The sequence below is a fragment of the Pseudomonas hefeiensis genome, assembly GCF_030687835.1.
Lineage (GTDB): Bacteria > Pseudomonadota > Gammaproteobacteria > Pseudomonadales > Pseudomonadaceae > Aquipseudomonas > Aquipseudomonas hefeiensis.
Window position 1 is genome coordinate 2,660,144 of sequence record NZ_CP117449.1, and the last position, 20,129, is coordinate 2,680,272.

General features: G+C 61.2%; 12 protein-coding genes and 1 pseudogene. 4 read left to right on the forward strand and 9 right to left on the reverse strand.

The genetic code is table 11. The features are described 5' to 3' along the window. Window positions 1-37: 37 nt before the first annotated feature. The 4 genes and pseudogenes from PSH57_RS11760 to PSH57_RS11780 all read right to left on the reverse strand — a co-directional run bounded on the left by PSH57_RS11760 (window position 38) and on the right by PSH57_RS11780 (window position 8,697). Window positions 38-3,100: a non-ribosomal peptide synthetase gene (locus tag PSH57_RS11760; RefSeq protein ID WP_305389645.1), complete on the reverse strand. Its 3,063-nt coding sequence runs from the start codon at window positions 3,098-3,100 to the stop codon at window positions 38-40. 111 nt (window positions 3,101-3,211) lie between these two features. Further along, a complete protein-coding gene (locus PSH57_RS11765) occupies window positions 3,212-4,258 on the reverse strand; it encodes a TauD/TfdA family dioxygenase (RefSeq protein ID WP_305389646.1) in 1,047 nt (348 codons plus the stop codon). A gap of 17 nt (window positions 4,259-4,275) precedes the next feature. Further along, a pseudogene (locus PSH57_RS29295) lies at window positions 4,276-7,712 on the reverse strand (condensation domain-containing protein). Window positions 7,713-7,719: 7 nt separating this feature from the next. Continuing rightward, complete coding sequence (locus PSH57_RS11780) at window positions 7,720-8,697, reverse strand: TauD/TfdA family dioxygenase (RefSeq protein ID WP_305389648.1); 978 nt, start codon at window positions 8,695-8,697, stop codon at window positions 7,720-7,722. 248 nt (window positions 8,698-8,945) lie between these two features. On the opposite strand from PSH57_RS11780, the gene PSH57_RS11785 reads away from it, so the two are divergent. Continuing rightward, window positions 8,946-11,006: a TonB-dependent receptor gene (locus tag PSH57_RS11785; protein ID WP_305389650.1), complete on the forward strand. Its 2,061-nt coding sequence runs from the start codon at window positions 8,946-8,948 to the stop codon at window positions 11,004-11,006. 122 nt (window positions 11,007-11,128) lie between these two features. After that, window positions 11,129-12,550 (forward strand): diaminobutyrate--2-oxoglutarate transaminase, encoded by a 1,422-nt coding sequence (locus tag PSH57_RS11790; RefSeq protein WP_305389651.1) that lies wholly within the window; start codon window positions 11,129-11,131, stop codon window positions 12,548-12,550. A gap of 117 nt (window positions 12,551-12,667) precedes the next feature. On the opposite strand, the gene PSH57_RS11795 is transcribed toward PSH57_RS11790, so the two are convergent. After that, entirely contained in the window at window positions 12,668-13,402 is a 735-nt protein-coding gene (locus tag PSH57_RS11795; protein WP_305389652.1) for an NADPH-dependent F420 reductase, read from the reverse strand. Between the two features lie 106 nt (window positions 13,403-13,508). After that, on the reverse strand, window positions 13,509-14,267 hold the full coding sequence (locus PSH57_RS11800; protein WP_305390361.1) for an SDR family oxidoreductase: 759 nt from the start codon (window positions 14,265-14,267) through the stop codon (window positions 13,509-13,511). 121 nt (window positions 14,268-14,388) lie between these two features. On the opposite strand from PSH57_RS11800, the gene PSH57_RS11805 reads away from it, so the two are divergent. Next, on the forward strand, window positions 14,389-14,958 hold the full coding sequence (locus PSH57_RS11805) for a TetR/AcrR family transcriptional regulator (protein ID WP_305416607.1): 570 nt from the start codon (window positions 14,389-14,391) through the stop codon (window positions 14,956-14,958). Window positions 14,959-15,113: 155 nt separating this feature from the next. Here PSH57_RS11805 and PSH57_RS11810 read toward each other — a convergent pair whose 3' ends face one another. The 3 genes from PSH57_RS11810 to PSH57_RS11820 all read right to left on the reverse strand — a co-directional run bounded on the left by PSH57_RS11810 (window position 15,114) and on the right by PSH57_RS11820 (window position 17,935). Continuing rightward, complete coding sequence (locus PSH57_RS11810) at window positions 15,114-16,040, reverse strand: sugar ABC transporter substrate-binding protein (RefSeq protein ID WP_305389653.1); 927 nt, start codon at window positions 16,038-16,040, stop codon at window positions 15,114-15,116. 84 nt (window positions 16,041-16,124) lie between these two features. Beyond that, window positions 16,125-16,916, reverse strand: coding sequence for a TIM barrel protein (locus tag PSH57_RS11815; RefSeq protein WP_305389654.1), 792 nt, complete (start codon window positions 16,914-16,916; stop codon window positions 16,125-16,127). After that, window positions 16,913-17,935 (reverse strand): Gfo/Idh/MocA family oxidoreductase, encoded by a 1,023-nt coding sequence (locus PSH57_RS11820; protein ID WP_305389655.1) that lies wholly within the window; start codon window positions 17,933-17,935, stop codon window positions 16,913-16,915. Before PSH57_RS11820 ends, PSH57_RS11815 begins: the two co-directional genes overlap by 4 nt. A 193-nt stretch (window positions 17,936-18,128) precedes the next feature. Here PSH57_RS11820 and PSH57_RS11825 point away from each other — a divergent pair, with 193 nt between their 5' ends. Next, window positions 18,129-20,120: a sigma-54 interaction domain-containing protein gene (locus PSH57_RS11825; RefSeq protein WP_305389656.1), complete on the forward strand. Its 1,992-nt coding sequence runs from the start codon at window positions 18,129-18,131 to the stop codon at window positions 20,118-20,120. The last annotated feature ends 9 nt before the right edge of the window (window positions 20,121-20,129 follow it).

Genomic DNA, 20,129 nt, shown 5'->3' on the forward strand with positions numbered 1-20,129 from the left:
GGGGCGACGGTGATGGCGTGGTGACGAGAGGCGCCGCTCACAGGTCGGCCTCGTCCAGTTCGGCCATCAGCGCTTGCATTTCGTCATCGGACAGGCCCGAGGCGCTGAATTCGGTGCTGTCGGCTTGCGGCTCGGCGGCGCTCGGATCCAGCGGTTGCGCGACCTCGGCCATGGCCGCGATGGTCTGGCGCTCGAAGACTTGTTTGGCCGAGAGCGCGATGCCTTGCTCGTGGGCCTGGGCCACCACTTGCAGGCTCAGGATCGAGTCGCCGCCGATGGCGAAAAAGTTGTCGGTGACGCTCACCGTCGAGAGCTTCAAGACCTTGGCGACGATCGCTTGCAGGGTGGTCTCCATGGCGTTGCGCGGCGCCACGTGGGCGCTTTCATCGAACGAGTCGGGGTCGGGCAACTGCCGCGTGTCGAGCTTGCCGTTGGGCGTGCGCGGAAAGCTCGCCAGGGTCAGCACCAGGGCCGGCACCATGTACGACGGCAGGCGTTCGCCGAGGAAACGCTTGATCGCCTCCGAGTCCGGTGCGTAGCCGTGGGCGGCGAGGATGTAGGCGAGCAGGCGCTTGCCGGCGGCATGTTCCTGAACGATCACCGCGGCTTCGCGCACGTCGCTGTGGCTGCACAACTGCCGTTCGATTTCGCCCAGCTCGATGCGGTAGCCGCGCACCTTGACCTGATGGTCCTTACGGCCAAGGAACGCCAGGCGCCCGTCGGCCAGCCAGCACGCCAGATCGCCGGTGCGGTAGGCGCGGGTGCCGTCGACCAGGCTGACGAAAGCCTTGGCGGTTTCTTCGGGTTTGTGGCGATAGCCGCGGGCCAGGGTCGGGCCGGCGAGGACGATTTCCCCTGGCTCGCCGATGCCGCAGGCGATGTCGAATTCGTTCAGCAGGCGCAGGTCCATGCCGGCGATCGGACGGCCGATGCTGACGTTCCGGCTGGGGTCCAACACTTCATAAGTGGCCCAGACGGTGGCCTCAGTGGGACCGTATTCGTTCACCAGATGTGCGTGGGGCAGGGTCTTGCTGTGTTGTGCGATCAGCGACGGCGGGCAAGCTTCACCAGCGACGATCCAGCAAGCGAGGCTGTCGGTTCCCCCGCTGCGCTGCAGTTGATCGAGCAGGGCCTGGTACAGCGACGGCAGCGACAGGCCGTGGCTGACCTGGTGCTGGGCAATCAGTTGCGCCAGGCGGGACATTTCCAGTTCTTCGCCTGGGGCGGGTAATACCAGGCGTCCGCCTTGGGCCAGGGTCCAGAAAATCCCGGCGACCGAGCTGTCGAAGGCAAACGACGACAACAACAGGTAGGCGCGCACCGGCGTCTCATAGGTCGCCATGCGCACTTGGGTCGAGAAACTCAGGGCTCCGTGGCTGATTTCCACGGCTTTCGGCGCACCGGTAGAGCCGGAGGTGTAGATCAAGTAGGCGAGGTCGTTGGCGTCCGGCAACGGCAGTGCCGGCCAATCGCTGAGGTCCTGCGTTGTCAGGTCATCGAGCACGAAGCGTTGCAGGTTGGCCGGCACACTGTCGGCCAGTTCGGCGCTGACCACGATGTGGGCGATGGCGCTGTCGGCGAGCATGTAGGCGCGGCGGTCGGCCGGGTAGGTTGGGTCGACGGGCACGTAGGCGCCACCGGCTTTCAAGACGGCGAGCATGGCGACAATGGCCGCGTTGCTGCGGGCGAACAGGATGCCGACCGGCACCCCTGGACCAATGCCGGCGGCGACCAGTCGATGGGCCAGTTGCGTGGCGCAGGCGTCGAGGCGGCTGTAGCTCAGGTCGCCGTCCTGGTCGCTGAGGGCGATGGCGTTCGGTTGTTGGCGAACCTGACGGGCAAACAATTCCACCAGCGTCACTGGTTCGATGGACGGCACGTTCGCGCTGGTGCCGATCAACTGCGATTGCAGCATTCCGCCCAGGGGCAGTTGGGCCCAGGCCCGTTGCGGTTCAGCCAGGGCGCCTTGCAGCAGTTGCAGCCATTGCTCGGCGAGGCAACCCGCGGCTTCGGCGCTGAGCGCCTGGCGGTCGTAAACCAACTGCGCGTGCAGGCTGTCGGGCAACTGGCGGACGTTCAGGCACGCTTTCAGCGGGTTCATGAGCGCACTGGCATGGCGCTCCCGGGTATCGCCCGAGCGCCAGGCAAAGGCGTATCCGGCTTGGTGGTTGCCGGTGTAATAGTCTTGCCAGCCAATCAGCCGTTCCAGGACGGCGGCCACTTGCGTGCTTTGCTCCAGTAGGGTCGCCTGGGCATCCAGTTCGATGCTCACGGGCAGGCACTGCTCGAACAGGCCCAGGGTGCTTTCCAGTTCCGCGCCGCGACTTTCATGGATCAGGGTGAGCGGCACCTGTTGCTGGCCGGCCAGTCGTCCCAGGACCGCTGCCCATGCCGCCAGCAGCAGCTCCGGGGGCAGGGCCGGGTGACGGGCGAGGTCGGCCGGCAGCGTCAGGTCCAGTCGGGTCGGCGCAAATCCGCCAGCCAGGGTCGATTCCAGCGGCAGTTGCAAGGTGGCCTGCTCGGTGTCGCCCGCAGGTTTCCAGAAGCTCACGCCCGGATGATCCGGTGCGTCTTCCACCAGGCTCCAGCGCCATTCGGCGTAATCGGCGTACTGCAGGGCTTCGGAGAGGTCCGTGGCAGTGTCCTGCAGCAATGCACCGGCCAGCCATTTCAGGCTGGCGAGGTCGAAGTGGCTGCTGGCCGCCGCGAGGTCCAGCACGTCTTGCTCATCGGACAGGTGCACCAGGGTCACCCACAACGGCGTTGTCCAGTCACGGGGCTGGGTGGTGAGCTGAGCGAGCGCGGCGTCCTGGTCGGCCTGGCTGTGCAGGCGTAGGTCCTGGAGGTTCACCGCCAGTGAGCCGGCTTCGTCAATCACCTGCACCGGGTGGCGCAGACCGGGCACGGGCATCAGGCGTGTGCGCAGGATTTCACTGCCGGCCACCAGTGCTTGCAGGCGGTCTTTCAGTGCATCGACGTCCAGCGGTTGCGACAGTGACCATTGCAAATGACAGCTGAACGGGTGCTGCGCTGCGCCGTGGGTGTGGGGGTAAAGCGATGCCTGTTGCGGCGAAATACGAAAACCTTGAAGTCCGCTCATGTTCATCTCGACTGGAAAAGGGCTTGAGCCTGGATCACCGCACAGACGCCGGGGCTTGCTGGACTCGTGTCAGGCAAGCCGCCGGCGAACGGCGGGTGGACCCGTTGAATGTCAGACAGCACCGTCGCTCGACAGCAGGGCTTCAGCCATGCCGGTCATGATGGCGCGCTTGCCGGTAAAGGGTTCGCGGCCGTGCACGGCGAGCATGTTGTCGATGAACAACACGTCCCCCTGTTGCCAACTGAAGCGCACCAGCGAGTCGAGGTAGGCCGCGCGTAGCGACTCCAGAACCTGCGGCTCGATCGGTTCGCCATCGCCGTAAAAGGTGTTGGTGGGCAGGTCGAGGTCGTTGAAGTTGCTTAGCAGCGAATCGCGGATTCGCTCGGGCAGGGTGCTGATGTGGAAGAACGTGGCATGGTTGAACCAGACCTCTTCGCCGGTGCGCGGGTGGCGCACCACGGCCGGCCCGCGTTGGCGGGTGCGCAGGCGATTGTTGTCTTTCCATTCCACGTCGATGCCGACGCTGGCGCAGTAGGCCTCTACTTCGCGGCGGTCTTCGGACTGGAAAACGCTCTGCCACGGCAGGCCGAAACCATCGCCGTAGTTGCGCACGTACAGCACGCCTTTCTCCCGGAACCGCGCTTGGATCTGCGGGCTGATCTTGGCCTTTACGGCGCGGGTCGAGCCGATCGGGGTTTCACCGCCGGTCTCGGACGGCAGTTGGCAGTAGAAGAACAGCCGCAGCGGGAAGCGCGGCGAGTAGGAGTGCTCGTTGTGGGGGAAAATCATCTGGTCGGCCGGGTAGTCGGTCGAGGTGTAGATGTTGCCGCCGACCCGTGTCCGGGGCGAGGCGCGGAACATGTATTCCAGCGCTCCGGGGGAGAGGGCGGCGATCACCTGGTCGAACTGCTCGACGGACGCGACGTTGAAGCCGCGAAACAGCAGGGCGCCGTATTCCAGCAGTTTTTTTTCCAGCGACTCGCGTTCACGGGCGGCCCAGGCGATCAGGTCAACGCCGCTGACCGCCGGCTCGATCACCAGAGGCAGGGCGTGGTCCGGGCTGAGCAGGCGCTCGGTGACCAACTGTTGTTCCGAGACGTTCATGGCTTTGCGACGCACGGCGCCAAGGGCGCGTGGCGATGGGGGCACGATAGACATAACGGCATCCGACTCGGTTAAAGGGACAAGGAGCGACGTTTGGCTTGCATCATCTGGCTGCGACCGGCCTGCGCCTGGGATTGTTGTCGCTCCCGGGCAAAGGCCTGATCCCAGCTGTCGATGCGTTCGGCCAGTGCCGGCAACGGCTCGTCCAGCAGGCTGTGCATCTGCTCCAGCAGGCGCGTCCACAGGTGTTGCAGGCGCGCGGCACGGTCGCGGTCGAAGTATTCGCCGCGATACTTGAGGGTCGCGGCGAGGCCTTCGCCGCCATGCACGAGGTCGAGCACCAAGTGGAAATCCCCCGGTGCCTGGGCCACGTCCAGCGCGGACAACTGCGCACCAGCGATGGCGGTCGGGGTCACCCGTGACGGTTGATAGTTGAGCTTGACCTGGAACAGTGGCGAGTGACCGGTGCGGCGCTGCGGCGCGAGGGCCGAGACCACCAGATCGAAAGGCAGGCCTTGATGGGCATAGGCCAGGCGCGACTCATCGCGAACCTGCTCAAGGAAACTGGTCAGGGTCGCTTCGCCGCGCACGTCACAGCGCAGGGTTAACTGGTTGACGAAGAAACCGATGACGTCGTTGTGTTCTGCCAGCGGCCGGCCGCTGACGTCGGTGCCCAGCAGGAATTGCTGCTGGCCGCCCAGTTGCTTGAGCACCAGTTGGTAGCTGGCCAGCAACAGCATGAACAACGTCATGCCTTGCTCGCGGGCCAGCGCTGCCAATCGCTCGCAGTTGGCCTGGGGCACGTTGAAGTCCAGGCTGTGTTCGCCCGGGGCCTGGCCGCTGCCACCCAGTTCCAACGTTTGCGGCATGCCGGCCAGGTGTTCGCGCCAGAAGTCCTGCTCGATGGCGATCCGCTGTTCGCTCCAGTGCCGGGCTTCCCATTGGGCGAAATCGAGGTATTGCCCCGGGAGCGGGGCGTCCGCCGCCCCCGCCAGTTCCGCCAACAATATTTGCGCCGAGCGTCCGTCGAAGGCGATGTGGTGCAGGGTCAGCAGCAGGTCGTGCTGCTGGTCATGTTGGCTGAGTAACTGCGCTTGCAGCAGCGGGCCTGCTTGCAGATCGACAGGGGTAGCGTGTTCTTGGGCCAGGCATTCGTTCAGCGTGTGCTGTTGCTGCGCTTGGTTCTGCTCACGCACATCATGATGGACCAGCGCTACCGCCGTAGGCGGCAACACCTGTTGTTGTGGGCCATCGACACCGTCGTGATACACCGTGCGCAACACGCCGTGACGCTCGACCAGCGTGTTCAGGCGCAGGGCCAGCGTCTCGATGTCCAGCGGACCTTGCAGGCGCAGGTGCAACACCAGGTTGTGCCGGGTGTCGTCCGGGTTCAGTTGGCGCAGGAACCACAGGCGACGCTGGGCGAACGATTGATGCCCCTGACTGGGGTTGGCCTGCTCGGTTGGAGCTTCGGCCGTTGGCGTTGGCTCATTGAGGAAAGCGTGCAGGGCCAGCGCCCATTGCCCCAGTGTGGTTTCCCCGAACAGGTCCTGAATATCGAGGTTCCAGCCCAGGTCCCGGTGCAGGCGGGCGGCAAAGTCGGCCACGCCGATGGAGTCCAGACCCTGGCCAATCAGGCTGAGTTCGACGTGGGCGGAAAAATACGGATTGACCGCGTGCAGGGTCTGTTCCAGCCATTGCCGGCAAGCGGCTTGGGCCTGTTGCGGTGTTTCGGTCGCCAGGCGCTTGAGTCGGGCAAGGTCAAGGGGTTCGTCGTTCGAGGCCGGCGTTCCACCGCTCTGGGCGATGATGCTCAACGTGCCGGCGGCCAGTTGCTTGCGCGCACCTTGACGGGCGATCTTGCCGCTGGTGGTCATCGGGATGGTGCCGGCTTGCACCAGTACAATCTGGTCGATGCCACAGTCGGCGGCTTCGCGCACGGCGTTTTGCATCGACGCGAACAGCGCCGGGTGATGCGCCGGGTCGACGAACTTACGCTGCGGCTCGGCGACGATCACCAGTTTCTCGCGGCCCAGTGCCGGGTCGATTTCCGAAAAGGCGGCGATGCGTCCGGTACGGATGCCCGGCTCGGCGTCGGTAATGGCGAATTCGATGTCGTGGGGGTAGAGGTTGCGCCCCGTTGAGAATCAGCAGGTCCTTGAGCCGCCCGCAGATCACCACTTGGCCTTGGTGCATGAAACCCAGGTCGCCGGAGCGCAGGTACTGCTCCGATGAGCCGACAATCGACAATCCGTGCCTCAAAGGCCTCACGAGTGGCCTCGGGATTCTTCCAGTAGGATTCGGCGTTGCTCGGGCCCTTGAGCCAGACTTCGCCGATGTGATCGGCGGCGCAGCGTTCGAAGGTGTGCGGGTCGACGATGGCGATGCTGTGCAAGGCTTGCGGATAACCGCAGGCGACGAACTCCACCGCGGCGGCATCGGCAGCCGCCAGGGTCACGCGCCCGGTCTCCAGCACGGCTTTGTCCAGGCGCAGCACCACTGGCAGCGCATCGGCCGGCGTAGCGCTGACGCACAGCGTTGCTTCGGCCTGACCATAACCGGGGCTGATGGCCAATGGGTTCAGGCCGCAGGCAGCAAAACGCTGGGCGAAGGCTTCCAGGGTGCCGGGGTGGATCGGCTCTGCACCGTTGATCGCATGTTTCCAGGCGCTCAGGTCGAGCTGTGCGATCAGGTTGTCGCTGACCACACGGTTGCACAAGGCATAGGCGAAGTTGGGGGCGAAGCTGGCGGTGGCCCGGTAGCGACTCAGTGCCTGCAGCCAGGTCGATGGCGCATTGACGAAGGTCTGGGACGCCATCAGGTAGCACGGCATGCCGCTGTAGAGTGGGGCCAGCATGCCGCCGATCAGGCCCATGTCGTGGTACAGCGGCAGCCAGTTGACCATGGCGCCGTGCTCGTCGAAATCGTACGCCTGACGCATCAGTTCGACGTTGGCGATCAGGTTGCGCTGACGCACCTCGACGCCTTTTGGCGAGCCGGTAGAGCCTGAGGTGTATTGCAGGAAGGCCACGGTCGAACCGTCGATAGCCGGGCGTTGCCACTGGCTGGCCGATGCTGTGCCCAGGTGCTGGACGGTCAGCACATCGACGCGGCCCTCCACCAGATCCAGCAAACCTTCGCAATAATCCGCCGGTGCGAGAATCAACGCCGGCTCGGCATCCACCACCACGTTGCGGACGCGGTCGAGGTGGCGCGGTTTACGCGACGGCGGTGGAAACAACGGTACGGCAATCAGCCCAGCATAGAGGCAGGCACAGAAAGCGCGGGCGTAGTCGAGGCTGCTGGGTAGCATCAACAGCACACGATCGCCCGGTGCATAACGCGCTTGCAGCGCGGCCGCCAGGGACTGGGAGTGCTCGTGCAGTTGGGCAAAGGTCAGGGTTTCGCCGATGTTGACACCGTCCGGCAAGAAATGCAGGGCAGCACGCTGAGGGAAGTGCCGGGCGTTGGCTTCCAGCACCTCGATCCAATGTTTGAATGAAAACATGTGCAATTCACGCCATGGCCACGATGACTTTGCGGTCACCGGTGAAAGGATTGCGACCGTGTGCCACCAGTCGGTTGTCGAGCATCAGGATATCGCCCGGCTGCCAGGGGAAACTGATGGCGGTCTCGCGGTAGACCTCGCGCACGGTATCGAGCATGTCGTCGGCAATGGCCGAGCCGTCGCCGAAATAGACATGGCGCGGCAGGTTTTCTTCACCCACGGCTGCGAGCAGACTGGCGCGTACGTTCGGTTCGATGGCCGAGACATGGAACAGGTGCGCCTGGTTGAACCAGACCCATTCACCGGTATCGGGATGCTGCTGCACGGCGGCGCAACGCTGGCGGGTGCGCAGGTCGCCATCGGCTTTCCATTCCCACTCGATGTCGTTGTCCTGGCAGTAGCGTTCGACCTGGGCACGGTCCTGGGTGTTGAAGACTTTTTCCCAAGGCAGGTCCAGGGCGCCGCTGTAGTTGCGCACGTAGAGCAGTTCGCGGCTGGCGAACAGCTCGCGGATCTCGGCGGGCATGCGCTGGTAGATCAGGCGGCTGTCGGCAATCGGGGTCTCGCCGCCGGTTTCACTGGCCTTGATGCAGTGAAACCAGATGCGTGAAGGCCAGGGACGGGTGTAGGCCTGCTCGTTGTGCAAAGGGATGAACTGATGGGCCGGGTATTCCGTGGAGCTATAGACCCCGGCGAAGACTTTGCTGCGTGGCGTGGAGCCGAATTCGTAACTGGCCAGCGGCGCGCCGAAGCTGGCAGCGAAGCGCTTGAAATCGATGGGGGTGGCGACGGTGAAACCGCGAAACAACACGCCGCCAACCGTGGTCAGGGCATGGGCCAGGCTGTCGCGAATCGAGGCGTCCAGATCGTGGATCGACTGTCCCGATGTCCCTTGCACCAGCAGGGGTAGCGACTGGGCGCTTGCATCCGTGGGCGCCATGGAAAAAAGCTCGGAACGCCCGTTCAGGTGTTCGATTGAGGTCATCCTTGTGCATCCTCTTATATCTTCTTCGACCAGTCACAGGACCTTGAAAGCAGGGCAGCGGTCGGTTGTGTAGGACTCGTCTGTAATGTATTCAGATCAATACAAGACGTCATACTAGGTACAAATGAGATAGATTATCAATACTATTTATTTAATTTTTTTTTTGGATTAGACTCCGCTCCGCTGGCGCCACACAGCCTTCGGCCAGCTCAAAAAACCTAAAAATATCTGTCGCAGGGGAGCGGGGCGTGAATTTCAAAAAGAACACAATTGCGTTGGCTGTAGGGTCGGCCATAGGCCTGAGCAACGCTGCATGGGCGGCCGAAGAAGCCGGCACGATGGAGATTGCTCCGATCACCGTGACAGGTGAAAAAATCGACCGCACGCTTGAGCAGACCCAGTCCAGCGTCGTGGTCCTCACCGACAAGAATCTGCGTGAGCACGGCGACAAGGATCTGGTGGATGTGTTTGCCCGCACGCCCGGCGTCTATAGCCAGGCCGGCAATGAAAACTGGGGTATCCGTGGTGTGCCGGTGTCCGGTTTTGACGACCAGGGTCCAGCGGCCCTCAATGGTGCGGTATCGGTGTATGTCGACGGTGCAGTGCAGCCGAACCGCGCGCTGACCCTCAGTCCGGTCCCGCTCTGGGATGCCGAGCAGGTCGAAGTATTCCTTGGCCCGCAATCCACCACCCAGGGCCGTAATTCCCTGGCCGGTGCGGTGGTTATCCGGACCAAGAACCCCACCTTCGAACCGAGCTTTTCGGCGCAAACCAATGTGGGCAATTACGGTGAGCGCGGGGCGGCGGTGGCCGGTGGTGGCTCCATCGTCGACGACAAGATTGCCGGGCGTATCGCCGTGGATTATGGCGAAGGTGATGGCTACATTCGTAACACTACGCACAATGACGATGCCAACCCGCGTCGCACCAGCAACACCCGCGGCAAATTGCTGATCCTGCCCAATGACGACACCGATGTTCTGCTGACCTACGCTCACAGCGAGCACCGCCAGGGCGACCGCTCGACCATGCGTGTCAACGGCAAGCCGAGCTATTACGACATCGCGTCCAACACCAAGGCCTTCGACAACCTCAAGCAGGACACCCTCAGCGCCAAGGTGGATTATCGTCTGAACGATGACTGGTCGCTGACGAGCATGACCGCCAATACCAGTACGGACTACAGCAACCGTCTGGATTTCGACCAGAATGCGTTGGACAACGAGGTCGTTCTGCGTAAGCAAGACGGTAACCTGTTCAGTCAGGAGCTGCGTCTGAATTACACCTCGGACACGGTGAAGAGTTTCGTCGGTGCCTACTATGGCCATAACACCAACGCTTTCCACGACCGGTTGCTTTTCGATGACGTGCTGGTTCGTACGGTCAAAGGTGATACCAAGATTGAGAACAAGGCGGTGTTCGGTGAAGTCAACTGGACGTTCGCGCCGCGTTGGACGTTGATCACCGGTCTGCGTTACGACCATGAGACGAACGATACCGATATTGAAGAGGACGGCAGCTTCGTTCCCGAGAAAATCAAGAAGTCGTTTGATGCCGTGCTGCCGAAACTCGGCATCGACTACGAGCTGGCCGCGAATCAATACCTCGGTTTCATGGTGCAAAAAGGCTACCGCGGCGGTGGCGTCAATTTGCGTTCCGGCAGTGGTCACCAAGCCTACGATCCGGAATACACCACTAACTATGAGCTGTCCTACCGCGGTTCGTTCTTCGATCAGACCCTGCGTACCCGCGCCAACCTGTACTACACCGACTGGAAAGATCAGCAGGTCAGCGTGCGGCAGACCGGTGGCTCCGTCATTGATATCTACAACGCCGGTCGCAGTGACATCAAGGGCCTGGAAGTCTTCGTCGAAAAAGACATCACCGAGCAACTGACCCTGAACGTCGGCGCGGCCGTGACCGATAGCAAATACAAAGACTTCGTCTCTGACAGCGGTCAGGACCGGAGCGGTGAGTCGTTCCTCTTCTCGCCTAAATACAAGGCCTCGGTGGGGGGTGTCTATCGCTTCGACGACCGCCTGATATTCGGCACGGACATTGTCTATCAGGGTACCGCGCCTTCGGAGTATGAGTTCGATTCAAACGGCAAAGTCACTGGTGAGCGTAAGAGCGACGCCTATGTGCTGGTGAACTTCAACACCGAGTACAAAGTCACCAAGAACGTCGCGGTGTCTGCTTACGTGAAGAACGCGTTCGACAAGGAATACGTCACCAACAACCGCAACGACGACATCATCGACGTCGGCGCACCGCGCACGGTGGGGATGAGCCTTCGTTACGACATGTAAGCGACGACATGTAAACCCAAAGGCGCGGGGAGGCAATCTCCCCGCGCCTGGCTTGCAACGTTACGGATGTTTGTTTCCAGGCTGTTCGTTCTCTTCCAAACCCAGCCTCCATGGAGGAAATCATGAGTGCTTTTTCGAATGTCACAGCGGGTGGCGCGCAACAGTTGCGCCTGTTGCACACCGGTCTGTCGAGTCCTTACTGCCTCGATTCGACACCCCTGCTGGAACGTCAGCAACAGCAGGAATCCAACGCCCGCAGTTACCCGCGACGCATTCCTCTGGTGCTTGAAAGGGCTCATGGCATTTATGTGCAGGACAGCCGGGGGCAAGTGTTTGTCGATTGCCTGGCCGGTGCCGGAACCCTGGCGCTGGGCCACAACCACCCGGTGATCATCGAAGCCATCACCCGAGTCATGGCGGCCGGTGTGCCGATGCACACCCTGGACCTCATGACGCCTGTAAAGGACGCATTCGTCCAGGAAATTTTCGCTTGCCTGCCCAGCGGGTTCGCTCGCCATGCACGCATCCAGTTCTGCGGCCCGAGTGGCGCCGATGCGGTTGAGGCCGCGCTCAAGCTGACCCGCACCGCCACGGGGCGGCATTCGGTCCTGGCGTTTGACGGGGCCTATCACGGGATGACCCTGGGGACGCTGGCCATCAGCGGCAACCTGTCGCCGAAAAATGCCCTTGGCGCATTGATGCCAGGGGTGCAGCGCCTGCCGTTCCCACACGACTATCGTTGCCCGTTCGGGGTGGCCGGCGATCAGGCGGTCACGTTGAACGTGCGTTACCTCGAGCACTTGCTCAGCGACCCGGAAAGCGGGGTGACCGCCCCGGCGGCGCTGATCCTTGAACCGATACAGGGAGAGGGCGGGGTCATTGCCGCGCCGAACCGCTGGCTGCAGGAACTGCGCCGATTGACCCAGGCCCACGGCATCCCGCTGATCGTCGACGAGATCCAGTGCGGCATTGCCCGCAGTGGCCGGATGTTCGGCTTCGAGCAATCGGGCATCACGCCGGATGTCATCACCCTGTCCAAAGCCATCGGCGGCGGGTTGCCGCTGTCGGTCATGGTCTACCACGAGTCGCTGGACGTCTGGCAGCCGGGTGCCCACGCCGGCACGTTCCGCGGCAATCAGTTGGCGATGGCGGCCGGCACTGCGACCTTGCGGTTTATCCGCGATGAAGGCCTGGTCCAGCACGCTGAAAAGGTCGGCGCTTACCTGCAAAAACAACTGCAGGCACTGCAAAACGAGTTTGCCTGGATCGGCGATGTGCGTGGTCGCGGGCTGATGCTCGGGATGGAAATCGTCGACCCGCAGGGCACCCTCGATGTCCAAGGCCATCCGCCGGTGGATACGGCCCGGGCCAAGGCGTTCCAGCAGGCTTGCCTGAAGCACGGCTTGATCGTTGAACTGGGTGGACGCCACGGCGCGACCGTACGCTTCTTGCCGCCATTGATCATCACTGAGCAGGAGATCGATTTCGTGGGACAGATCCTGTTTCAGGCCGCGAGCACCCTCAGTGAACGTTCCGCGCAATGATTATTTGAACCGCCGATGTGCACCCGACGTAGTAACGGATTGTGCTTTGCCAGCGTTGAGTTGAGCGACTGCTAACACGTAATCTGGCCGTGGCCGCGCGATTTAGCAGTTCGATAGTCAGGCTGTCATTGCACGATTCGTGGCAACAATTTGCTCATGTGTAAACTGACCACCGGGAGCCATGAACCTGGCCAACAGTGCATCCCGGTTTTGAGGCGCCCTGATTTTATCAGCCGCACACAAGGCCAGTTTTAGCTCAGGCAGTGTTAGTTCGGTGCAGTATGCAGGCGTGCCTGGTTGCTGATGCCATGAGCCCTCAAGGCTGCCAGCGGCAAGCGCGGTGAAGCCGGTATCCTCGACAAGATCCTGCGCGATTGCCTCAGCATGGGGGTCATCCCCAGCTACTGGTAAGGCTATGCGTGTTGAAGACCCGGCTGGTTGGCCTTTCTCGGCAAGAGTCGCTGCGAGGGCGGCGTTCCATGCCTTGACGACCGGGCGGCCAATCTGCTCGCTTACCCAGATGCTCTCGGGCTTGCCGTCGTCTACCTCTTCGATCGCCCCGTCTCGTCCCGGATAGTAATTGGATGTGTCAATGACGACGACCTTCTCGGGAATATTACTTAAAGTTTGGCGCAGATCGGGGTACTTCGCGAAGGGGATCGAGAGGATAACTGCATCCACATCGGACGCAGCGTCTTCCTTGGTCACCGCCTGTACACCGATTTCGTTGGCGAGGTTCTGAATACTCTGGGGGCTCTTGGAGTTGGCCAGTTTCACTTCATGGCCGCACGCAGCGAGCTTACGGGCAAGCGTAGCCCCAACGTTGCCCGCGCCGATAATTCCGATTCTCATGTCAATAACCTCCTCGCATATAAACCCTATTCGATTACCGTTTGGCTGGGTGTGAGAATGAATTAAGCGTGTCGCGACGTATCAGACGCTACCCACACGGTTAACATCATTCTGCCGGTGGTTGGTATCCCGCAAGCATCTTCAAGACCTCACTGTGTGAGCCGCTCGCTTCAGCAAACCGTAATGGCTTGGCGCGCTCGACGACAAGTTCTTGTGGGGTCGGAGAGATCTTGAGCAGTTCGAAGATTTCATTCAGAAACTCCTCCAGGGGCATGGCGTGTTCGTCATTTTCCTGTCCAAGCAAAGTGGTACGCACACCCGGCGGCGCAAGTTCGATAACCTCGATTGATGAGGCCTCTAGCTGCACTCGAAGACTTTGAGTGAAGGAATGAACTGCCGCTTTGGTTGCGCTGTAGGTCGGTGTTGCAGGCAGCGGGACGAATGCCAAAGCCGAACTGACATTGATGATCGTTGCTCTTGGCTGCTTGATCAGTTGGGGAGTGAAGGCATACGTCATGCGAATCGTGCCAAGCAAGTTCGTTGTCACGATGTCTTCGGCTGTACTCAGGTTTTGCGGATCAGTCAGGTCCTCCCAGTGCATGACGCCAGCGTTGTTTATGAGAACGTTCAGATTCGGGTGACTGATCGCAAGCGCTTCGCTGGTGCGCTGGATGGATGTTGGATCGCAGATGTCCAGCAATACTGATTCAATACCCGGGTGTTCCGATTCGATTTTGTCGAGCAGATCCTTACGACGTCCCGCGATGATTACTTTGTTACCCGCCTTGTGAAGCCTTAGCGCCAGGCCAAGGCCTATGCCTGAGGTGCTGCCGGTAACCAGAATCGTGTTGCCCGTGCTGTTCATAGTAAACTCCAGTAAGAAGATGTAAGCGGACAGGTGTCCACTTAAATAAAAATTACCGGACAACTGTCCGCTTTGCAATGCAGCGAAGGAAATAACTTTGCCTAGGAATGACGAATTGGCGATGCGTTCTGACGCCAAGAAAAATCGAGAACGAATACTGAAGGTCGCTGTGGCAGAGCTGACACTCGATCCTGCGGTCCCGCTGAGTGCGATTGCGAAGAAAGCCGGAGTGGGACAGGGCACGTTCTATCGCCATTTCGCCAACAGAGAAGAGCTGGTATTTGAGCTCTATCAATTTGAAATGCAGCAGGTAGCCTTGTTGGCAGAACAACTGCTCGCTACAAAACCACCTAAGGAGGCCCTTCGAGAATGGATGGACTGCCTCGCTGAATATGCAATGACAAAGGTGGGACTTGCGACCGCGATACGACAAGCAGCTTCTATTTACGAGTTCCCAGGGAAGTCGGGGTACGCGCCAGTCCAGGCAGCAGCCGAGTTGCTTTTGAGGGCAAATGAAAAGGCCGGAACGATTCGTAGCGGCGTCACTAACGACGATTTTTTCCTAGCTATCGCCGGAATATGGCAAATAGATTCCCAGAGTGAATGGCGCTCACGTCTCGCCAGATTGATGAACCTGGTCATGGATGGCTTATGCGCTGGCAGCCCTGAAAGCTTGAAGAAGAGCGTGTAGAAAACCAGGTGCCGCGTCGAGGTGCTGGAGTAGGAGCCTCCACCGACAAACCGCGCGCTCTCCAGCACGGTGGCCATACTCCGACCCCCTGTGTTGTATGTGCGAGTCGCCGCTGATCCCTGGCCGGAATCGCGGCGAATTGTTGAGCCTGTCCGCTACTTGTAATGTTGTTCAAACACCGCCAGTTGCTCAGGTCTGATCAACTGGAAGGGCACCCAGACGTCTTGTTCTACCGCTTCTCCCTTGATCATTTTGAGCGCTGCTTGTACCGCGCTGGTCGCCTGGGCCTTGGGGTCCTGGAATACCGAGGCGACCAGCATCCCGCGCTTGATGGCCGCCAGGCCGTCAGGCAAGCCGTCGATGCCGACAATCGCGACCTCGCCCTTGGCTTTGCCGGCCTGCTGCAACGCCATGGCCGCACCGATGGCCATTTCGTCGTTGTTGGCGACGATGGCATCAAAACTCGTGCCGGCCAGCAGCCAGTTGCTGGTCAGATCCATCCCTTTGCTGCGCTGCCACTCGGCACTTTGCTGCTCGACAATCTTGATCCCGGGATAATCCTTGAGCACCTGTTTGACGCCTTCGGTGCGGTCGCGGGTAGCGTTTTGCGCCAGGTCCCCCATGATGATCGCGAGGTTGCCCTTGCCGCCGAGCTTTTCGGCCAGATAGCGCATCTGTAGTTGTCCGGCCTCGATGTCATTGGACGCCACGGTGACGACGCCTTTGGGCAGGGTACGTTCGTCCGGGTGACGGTTGACGTAGACCAGCGGTATCTTCGCTTCGACCGCCGCGCGCGTGATGTTGGCGGTGGCGGAGGTGTCCACCGGCAGGACAATGACCGCGTCCACTTTCTGGTTGATAAAACCCTGGACCTGGTTGAGTTGGCGCACCACATCGCCTTGAGCATCCTCGAATTGAATCTGCACGTTTTCCTTTTCCGCGGCCTCATTCAGGCCGTTACGCACGTAGGTCATGAAGTTGTCGTCGACCCTGGCGATGCTGACACCGATGCGATAGTCGGCGACGGCCCATTGGCTCAAGAGCAATAGCAGGGTGGCGAAAAGCAGTGTGCAACGACGCATGATGGTTTTCCTTTTGTTGTTATGAGTTGAACGTCATCAAGAAATGAAAATTTGCCGCCGGTTCTAATGAATCCAATGCCGGCCTCATCCATCAAGCGTGAAGGCCTGCCTGAAACGCTCAAGCGCGACTTCGCTGTCACCGCTGGCCCAGCCTTCGAGGCCGACGACACCGCTGTATCCCATGCCGAACAAGGCCCTGGCAATGGCAGGATAATGGATTTCACCGGTGCCGGGCTCCATGCGGCCCGGAACGTCGGCGACCTGGATTTCGCCGATGGCGCTGCCCGCGCGCTGGATCAGTTCGATCAGGTTTCCTTCGCCGATCTGGGCGTGATAGAGGTCCAGGTTCATCTTCAGATGCGGGCTGCCCACGGCCTCGATCAGCGCCAGGGTGTCGTCAGCGCGGGCGAAAGGCGTGCCCGGGTGGTCGACTTCAGTGTTGAGGTTTTCCAGCAGGAATACCCGGCCCGCGTCCTCGCCCAGGTGGGCTATTTTTTCCAGCGTCTTGCAGGCGTTCAACCACATGCGGCCGGTGGTCTGGGCCACGGGTTTGACCGGTAATCCCTGATCACCCAGGCCGGTGCCATGCAGGTTCAGGCTCGGGCAACCCAGCTGGGCTGCGACGGTTAAAGACTCCTGGGCGCTGTCGAGCAGTTGCCGGATATCCTCGGGGTCGGTCAGATTGCCCGAGATATAGCCGGTCATGGAGGTGAAATCCGCGCCGGTCGCGGCAAGGGCCTGGATGTCTTTGGTGGTCCAGTTCCATATCTCGACGCTGAAACCCAGCGCATGGATGCGTTTGACTCGCTCGGTAAAGGGCAGGTCGAGAAAGACCATCTCGGCGCTGATCGCCAGTTTGAACGGTGTGAAACTCATGAATGAGCTCCTTGTACGCGCACCGGTTTGCCCTGCTGGAAGGACTCGATACAAGCGCGAGCAATGGCCAGTGCCGCCCGGGCGTCTTCACCGCTGGCCAGAGGTTTTTCGCCACTGCGCACGCAACTGACAAAGTGGTTGAGCTCAGCCACATAGGCATCACGCAGCAAGTCGGTGTCCATGCGCTGGGTGTCGGCCTGGACCCCATTGGCCAGGTATCGCAGCAGGTCGGAGTCGTTGACGTTGCCCATGGTCAGCATGCCAGCGCTGCCGAACACTTCGCCGCGGACATCGTAGCCATAGACCGCCTGGAAATTCGCCTCGGCTGTGGCGATGGCGCCGTTGTCGAAACGGATTGTGACCACCGCCGTGTCGAGAAATCCTTTGTCCTTGTAGGCCGGTGCGATCAGAGCATCGGCCATCACAAAAACTTCAACCGCCTCGGCGCCCGGATTCAGGTAGCGCAGGGTGTCGAAGTCATGAATCAGGGTTTCGAGGAAGATTACCCATTGTGGCGATGCGGCCGGGTTGTTCAGCGCCGGGTCGCGGGTCAGCGAGCGCAGCAGTTGTGGCGTACCGATCCGACCGGCAACCACGTCCAGATGAGCGGTGCGGAAACTTCTGGCAAAGCGGCGATTGAAGCCCACTTGCAGCGTCACCCGTGCATCGGCAGCGGCAGCGATGGCGCGGTCTGCTTCGTCCAGGGTGATAGCCATCGGTTTTTCACAGAACACACCTTTGCCAGCCCGGGCCGCATTGATCACCAGTTCGGTGTGGCTGCGTGCCGGAGCGGCAATCAGCACGGCGTCGATGTCCGGGTCATCCAGCAATTGCTGGGGGTCGGTGTAGACCTTCTGCACGTCCAGTTCTGCCGCCAGGCGCGCGGCCTGGCCGGGGGTAGGGTCGGCGATGGCGGCGAGGCAGGCGCCGGGGATGTGCCGGGCGGCGCTCAGGCCGTGAAAACTGCCCATGCGGCCGGCGCCGATGAGGCCAAGGCGGATGATCCTGGATGTGCTCATGAACATGACTCCCTTTATTGTTTTTACGACTTGGCGCTAAGAATGTCCTCGTCTGTTCAGGCAGGAGCAAGTGCTGTGCCAATAATTAACTAATTGATATTTAAGGGATTTTATTCGTACTCATTTGAAGTGATGTTCATTTGAATGACATGTCTATACTGACATGTCGAAAATATGAACATGTGGCCGAAGAATGAACCAGCAACCTGCAGCATTGAGCGCCGAAGACCGCGACTACCTCACCGCGCTTGGCCCCGCGTCGTTGAACGAAGGGCCAGGCACTGCGCTGGATGAGGGCTGGCGAGCGTGCTTGCAGGGAGCTATCGAACGGCCTGCCGGGATCCGGCGGGTGATTTGGGCGTCCTGGTTGCGTAGCGTCAATGCCGGCCTTGATCCGCAAGACGGTGAGTACCGTTTTGTCGCGCCTGCCGACTTGACCGCGACACTGGCAGCCAACCGGGTGCTGATCGCCGCTGCGGCGCAAGTCATGCGCGGTTTGCTCGCCTATAACCCCAGGGGCCATATCAACCTGACCGATGCCCAAGGCACGACCTTGTATTTCTGTGGCCTGGACCTCACCCCCATCGGCAGTCGATTGCTGGAATCGGTACAGGGCACCAATTGCACCGGGCTGGCGATCACCGAAGACCGTTTGGTGTATGTGCTGGCCGAGGAGAACTTCGGGCTTGGCCTGCGCCAGCGCCGCATGCATTGCGCTGCTGCGCCAATCAGGGATACCCAGGGGCGGACGCTGGGCATGTTGACCTTGACGGCAGAACCGGGCTGGTTTCATTTCCATACGTTGGGCACCGTCCAGGCCGCGGCCGAGGCGGTCTCGAGGCAGATGGCGCTGCAAGCCTTGCTGGAAGAACAACAAACAGTTCTCGAGGTGCTCAACGAAGGCTTGGTGGTCTTGGATGAGCAGGGCTGCATCAAGGCGCTCAACCATTACGCCCGGCAGTTGTTCCGCGTGGGCCGTGACCTGCTCGGCAGTCCGTTCAAGAGCCTGGGGCAGAGCGAATTGAGCGATGCAGTTTTGTTTGGGGGCGGGGAAGGGGTGCGGGATCTGGATTGCACCTTTGAACTGCACGACCGCAGCCATCTGGCATGCCTGGTGTCGGTCTGCCCGCTGGAGCAAGGCGGGCGGATCGTTTCGTTGCGCGAAAACCGCCGCATCCGGGAAATCACCCGGCGGATCATTGGCACCCAGGCCAGCTACACTTTCGAAACCATCCTGGGCCGTTCACAGGCGATTCAGGATGCACTGCACCTGGCCCGGATTGCCAGCCGTAGTGACTCGACCACGCTGATCCTCGGTGAGAGCGGCACTGGCAAGGAACTGTTCGCTCAGGCCATCCATAATGCCAGCGACCGTTGTGGCGGTCCTTTCGTGGCGGTCAATTGTGGGGCGATTCCCCGTGACCTGGTGCAGAGCGAACTGTTCGGTCATGTCGAAGGCGCTTTCACCGGATCGGCTCGCGGTGGCTCGGCAGGCAAGTTCGAATTGGCCGATGGCGGGACGATCTTCCTCGACGAAATCGGTGACATGTCCTTTGATGCACAGGTCAGCTTGCTGCGCGTCCTGCAGGAAGGCGAGGTTACACGAGTGGGGGCGAAAAAATCGCTGCGGGTCAACGTTCGTATCATCGCCGCCACTCACCGCAACCTGAGCCAGGCGGTGGCCGAGGGCGCCTTTCGTGAGGACCTTTATTACCGGCTCAACGTACTGAACCTGACCGTGCCGCCGCTGCGGATGCGCCGCGACGATGTGCCGTTGCTGGCGCGGCATTTTCTCGCGCGCTGTGCCCGGTCGCTCCGCAAGACGATGCAGGACCTTTCGCCAGGAGCGCTGGATATGCTTGGCGCCTATCACTGGCCAGGCAATGTCCGCGAGCTGGAAAATGTCATTGAGCGGGCGACCAACCTGGCGATGAGCGAACTGATCGAGCCGAGCGATCTTGCGCTGGAAATCAGGCAGCGAGGGCGACCATCGACGTGGGGAAGCGCCCCTGAGCCTCGGACGGCTCCGGACCTTGGCACCCATGAAATGAATGCAATCATTGCCGCGCTCACAGACACGCGCGGAAACATCCGCCTGGCTGCTCAACGGCTGAATGTGTCGCGTGGTGGGTTGTACAACAAGATGAGTCGGTATGGACTCAAGGTTGATGCGTTCCGTGCTTAGCGGGTGGCG